Below are 5,110 nucleotides of genomic sequence, written 5' to 3'. Positions count from 1 at the left end.
AGAAGTTTCAGTGCGGCGTGGGCCGCCTCCTGCTGGGCCGCCTTTTTGCTTTTGCCTTTGGCCGTCGCCAGCAGCCGGTCGTTGACCAGAACCTGCACTTCGAACTCCTTGTTGTGGTCGGGACCGGTGGCGTCTTTGAGCACATAGTCGGGAATGACGCCGAACTTCGCCTGTGTCAGCTCCTGAAGTGTCGTTTTGTAGTCCTTGAAAAGCGAGCCCAGATCGATCTTCGGATAGCACGCCTCGATGAGATCGATCGTGATGCGTCGCACCTCATCGAGACCCGATTCCAGATAGATCGCTCCCATCAGCGCTTCGAAGGCGTTGGAAAGAAGCGACGGTTTCTCCCGGCCCTTGTTGTTCTCTTCCGCCGGCGATATGTAGATGTAATTACCGAGGTTCAGGGCGTCGGCGAGCTTCTTGAAACCCGCTTCGTTGACCAGGGAGGCACGCATCTTGCTCAGTTCACCCTCTTTGGCTTTGGGAAAACGCTCGTAAAGGTACTCACCCACCACCAGATCGAGCACCGCATCGCCCAGAAACTCCAGACGCTCGTTGTTGTAGGGTTTTTTGTAGCTTTTGTGGGTCAGCGCCTCGACCAGTTTCTGACGATCCTTGAATCTGTAGCCGAGTTTCTCCTCCAAAGACGCAAGCTCACCCATCGGCTTCTCCTTTCGCTCCATTGCTCATTCCTGCTCCTTCTTGAATTGTTCTGCGGTTTTCCTCGCAAGCTCGTCGCACCGCTCGTTTTCCGGGTGGCCGTTGTGGCCGCGCACCCAGACCGCCTTGATTTTGTGGGGTTTGGCCACTTTCAGATACTCTTTCCACAGATCGGGGTTTTTGACTTTTTTGAAATCCCTGGCGATCCATGCCGGAAGCCATTCGTTGATCGCTTTGACGACATAGCTCGAATCGCTGTAGATCGTCACTTCGCAGGGCTCTTTGAGGGCTTTGAGCCCTTCGATGACGGCCATCAGCTCCATACGGTTGTTGGTGGTCATCGGTTCGCCTCCGGTAAGCTCCTTTTCGTGCTTGCCGAAGCGCAGTATCGTTCCCCATCCACCCGGTCCCGGGTTTCCGAGACTCGATCCGTCAGAGAAGATTGTAACCCGTTTCATTTCCCGCCTTCGTAATTTCCGTCTCCACCACCACGCTGTCGAGTGCCAGACACTTCGGGCACCGCTCGAAAGGTACCGGAAACTGCTGTTTGCAGTTTTTGCACAGATAGGCAAACTGCAGCGTCGCTTCGTCGAATCCCGTCTTTTTCAGATGGTTCAGCATGTCGATGAGAAACCATCCCGTCGGCCCGCAGGGCTCGATATCTCCCCGCGCACCGTAAATGGCCCGGAGTCTGGGACTCTCCTTGATCTTGTCGTAATCCATGAACGAGGTGGGCAGAAACCAGAAGATATCGACGAGTCTTTCGATATTGGCCTCCTGCACCATCTCCCACGCCCGCTGGGGTTCGTTTCTGAGCAGATACTCGAAAACGACGCGCTCATATTTTCTGTGTGTCAGATAGAAATCGATCACCTTTTCGATCTTTCTGTTGTGGTCCATCTGCAGATCGGAGGTGATCAGTTTGAGCTCGATATAGAGCTTCAGATCTTTCACATCGACACCCATCGCTTCGAGAGACTCCACCACCTCTTTGGCTTTTTGGAAGTTCTGGAGTCTCTCGTAGACGACCATCAGGTCGTTGAGTACCTTCTTGTTGCGGGGGTTGGATTTCAGGATCTGCAGAAACGTCGAATGGGCACGTTCCAGAAATCCGGCATGCATATAGGTGGTACCCACCAGCTCCATCAGTTCGTAGGTCATGGCGTCGTTGTCGCAATGCTCCAGCAGATAGAGCCCTATCTCGATCGCGTTGGTGTACTCGCCGCTCTTTTCGTAGGCACGCGCCAGCAGAACCAGCGGCTGAACCATCGCGGGGGTATAGGGCATCGTCTCGAGGCTCTTTTTTACGCCATGGGTCTCGAAACGTCGAAGAAACCGCTGCAGACGCCGCGATTTTCTCGATTTGACGTAGACACCCCACCAGTAACTGACGAATGCGATGATAAAAACCATCCCCGCAATCAGCAAAATGGCGAAGAGAGGATCGCGGTAATCTATGAGAAGGGCATCCACCTACCGAACCTTTTCCAAAAGTTGGCAGTGGGTAGTGGGCAGTAAGTAGCGGGCGGAGGATCGGATATGCACCTCTCTTCTGGCTCGCTACTCACTACTCACTACTCACTCTTATTTATTATATAATAAAACAATGATAGATAACAACTCCATCGAACAGCTCAAACAGACCATCGACATCGTCGACGTCATCGGCAACTATGTCGAACTCAGGAAAAACGGTTCCAATTTCAAAGGTCTGTGCCCATTCCACGACGAAAAGACACCCAGCTTCATCGTCAGCCCCTCCAGACAGTTCTACAAGTGTTTCGGATGCGGGGCGGGAGGCGACGCCATCAAATTCGTCATGGAGTTCGAAAAACTGAGCTACCCCGAAGCGATCGAAAAGCTCGCCAGCCAGTACAACTTCACCCTCCGCTACACCAAAGGGGAACACGGAGGCGGACAGGAGCGCCGTATCCTCGAAACGGTGGGACAGTGGTACCGGGCCAATCTGGAACGGAGCGAGAGGGCGAAAAACTATCTGCGCGACCGCGGCGTCTCCCTGGCCAGCATCGAAAAGTTCGCCCTCGGATACGCCCCCTCTTCGGAGGAGACGCTGCAGTTTCTGCAGCGGGCGATGATCCCTTTTCCCAAAGCGGAGGAGGTGGGGATTTTGGGCCACGACCGCGGCAGGTACTACGCCCGGCTGATCGAAAGAGTCATCTTTCCGATCTTCTCGCCTTCGGGTATGCCGGTGGGGTTCGGCGGCCGGACGCTGGGCGACCATCCCGCCAAATACATCAACTCCCCCCAGACGAAACTCTTCAACAAATCGCGGCTTCTTTACGGCTACCATCTGGCCAAGGAGCAGATCTATCGTAAAAAGAGGCTGATCGTCGTGGAGGGTTACATGGATGTCATCATGCTCCACCAGGCCGGTTTCAACACCGCCGTCGCCACCCTCGGCACCGCGCTGACCAACGACCACCTGCCTCTTCTGAAAAAGGGCGAACCGGAGGTGATCGTCGCCTACGACGGTGACAACGCGGGAATCAACGCCGCGATGAAGGCGGCGCTGCTGCTGAGTGCCCACAACTTCGAGGGGGGCGTCGTGCTTTTTGGAAACGGCATGGATCCGGCGGATATGGTGGTAGAGGGCAAGGCGGACGTCATCGAGTCACTCTTCGCCAAGCCGATCCCCTACGCCCAGTTCGTCATCGACCAGACCGTCGCACGCTACGACATCGGCACGCCAAAGGGCAAAGAGGACGCTTTTCATGCCGTCAGGAACTACCTGGCGACCCTCTCCCCTTTCGTAGTGGAAAAGTATTTGCCCTACGCCGCTTTGCGTCTGAAAGTCAACACGGCGATGCTCTCGCCCAAAAGCGCACGCCGGGAGTATCGCGAAGGGCCCGAACGATCCGCCCCCATGCAGGAAAATCCCTCCGTGCTGACCCTCAGCGACGTGGCGGAGGAGAGTATCATCAAGACCCTTCTGAAAACGCCCTCGCTGACCGACATGGTGCTGGACACGATGGACAGTTCGATGTTCGCGATACACAGGGCCGCTTTCGAAGCGCTGCTTCAGGGGCGTGAACACGAGGATCTTCTGCGCATCGATTTCGACGACTCCATCGTCACCTACAGTGAAGAGGAGCTGAAGAGACAGCTGCTCTATTTTCTTCAGCGCTACTACAGAAAAGCCCTTGACATAATAAAAAAAGATGATACACTTCCCTTCGAAAACAAGATATTTTTCATCCGGAAATATCAGGATTACATCAACCGTCTGAAACGAGGAGAACTTGTCCCCTATGAAAGTCATGAAAAAATCTCATGAGAGAGCCGCTTCGGCATTTGTATACGGAGATCGCGCATGAGAGCGATCGCCCTCTTCAGCGGCGGCCTCGACAGTGTGCTGGCCTGCCATCTGATCAAACGCCAGGGAATCGAAGTGATCGCCCTCAACATCGACATCGGCTTCGGCTCCACAAAGAGCAAACTCGACCACATGCGGAACATGTGCGATCAGATCGGCGTGGAGCTGCGTACGATCGACATCCGCGACCAGTATCTCAAAGAGATCCTTTTCGATCCCAAATACGGCTACGGCAAAAACTTCAACCCCTGCATCGACTGCCACGGCAACATGTTCAAAATCGCCAGAGAGCTGATGGAACCCTGGGGAGCGAGTTTCCTGATCAGCGGGGAGGTGGTGGGTCAGCGCCCCATGAGCCAGCGGCGCGACGCCCTGGATCTGGTGACGGGCCTTTCGGAAACCTCCGACATCCTGCTGCGCCCTCTTAGCGCCAAAGTACTGCCGCCGACCCTGCCCGAAAGAGAGGGGTGGGTCGACCGCGAGCAGTTGCTGGGAATCACGGGGCGCAACCGGGAAGTCCAGCTGAAGATGGCCGAGGAGATCGGACTGAAAGATTTCGAAAAGCCGGGTGGCGGCTGCCTGCTGACCGATGAAAACTTCTCGAAAAAGCTGGCCGAATTCGTCAAATACGACACCCTGGAGGTGGAGGACATCGCGCTGCTCAAATGCGGCCGCCACTTCCGGCTGCCGGATGGCGCCAAACTGGTCGTGGGCCGCCACAAAGAGGACAACGAAATGATCGACGCGGCGATCACGCCCAAATACCGGAAGATCCGGCTGCTAAACGCCACGGGCCCCGTCGCCGCCATCAGCGCCGCAGCGACCGGAGCCGACAGAGAGCTGGCCGCCAAAATCACGGCGACCTACGGCAAAACGAAACCCGAAGAGACCTACGAAGTACAGGTGGGCGACGAGGTTTTCGAAGTACAGCCGTTCGAATCGAAAGAGCCCTGCCAGAAATATTTTATAAAATCTTAAGGGAAGTTGAACTAAAATTCGGGTCTCTCAACTTCGTGGGGCATTAGCTCAGCTGGGAGAGCGCCTCGCTGGCAGCGAGGAGGTCAGCGGTTCGAGCCCGCTATGCTCCACCATCCAATCTTCCAATCCATTCAACCC

General features: G+C 55.5%; 5 protein-coding genes and 1 tRNA gene. 3 read left to right on the top strand and 3 right to left on the bottom strand.

The window, feature by feature from the left end; genetic code table 11:
• From rnc to Q1K23_RS07540, 3 genes are all read right to left on the bottom strand, one after another.
• Nucleotides 1-662 (bottom strand): ribonuclease III (gene rnc / locus Q1K23_RS07550; protein ID WP_300363534.1); only part of this gene is annotated, 662 nt, incomplete at its 3' end.
• A 24-nt stretch (nt 663-686) separates the two neighbouring features.
• Nucleotides 687-1,118: a ribonuclease HI gene (gene rnhA, locus Q1K23_RS07545; RefSeq protein ID WP_300363533.1), complete on the bottom strand. Its 432-nt coding sequence runs from the start codon at nt 1,116-1,118 to the stop codon at nt 687-689.
• Complete coding sequence (locus tag Q1K23_RS07540) at nt 1,093-2,133, bottom strand: hypothetical protein (RefSeq protein ID WP_300363532.1); 1,041 nt, start codon at nt 2,131-2,133, stop codon at nt 1,093-1,095. Before Q1K23_RS07540 ends, rnhA begins: the two co-directional genes overlap by 26 nt.
• A gap of 133 nt (nt 2,134-2,266) precedes the next feature.
• Here Q1K23_RS07540 and dnaG point away from each other — a divergent pair, with 133 nt between their 5' ends.
• The 3 genes from dnaG (at nt 2,267) to Q1K23_RS07525 (ending at nt 5,085) form a co-directional block, all read left to right on the top strand.
• Nucleotides 2,267-3,955 (top strand): DNA primase, encoded by a 1,689-nt coding sequence (gene dnaG, locus Q1K23_RS07535; protein ID WP_300363531.1) that lies wholly within the window; start codon nt 2,267-2,269, stop codon nt 3,953-3,955.
• A gap of 36 nt (nt 3,956-3,991) precedes the next feature.
• Nucleotides 3,992-4,972, top strand: a complete 981-nt coding sequence (locus Q1K23_RS07530) for an argininosuccinate synthase domain-containing protein (RefSeq protein WP_300363530.1) — start codon at nt 3,992-3,994, stop codon at nt 4,970-4,972.
• A gap of 37 nt (nt 4,973-5,009) precedes the next feature.
• Nucleotides 5,010-5,085 (top strand) — tRNA-Ala (locus Q1K23_RS07525).
• Nucleotides 5,086-5,110 lie beyond the last annotated feature (25 nt).

Origin of the sequence: Hydrogenimonas sp. (genome assembly GCF_029933015.1) — a bacterium.
Lineage (GTDB): Bacteria > Campylobacterota > Campylobacteria > Campylobacterales > Hydrogenimonadaceae > Hydrogenimonas.
The sequence above is the reverse complement of the archived record's forward strand: the minus strand, read 5'-3'. Positions and strand labels throughout refer to the sequence as shown.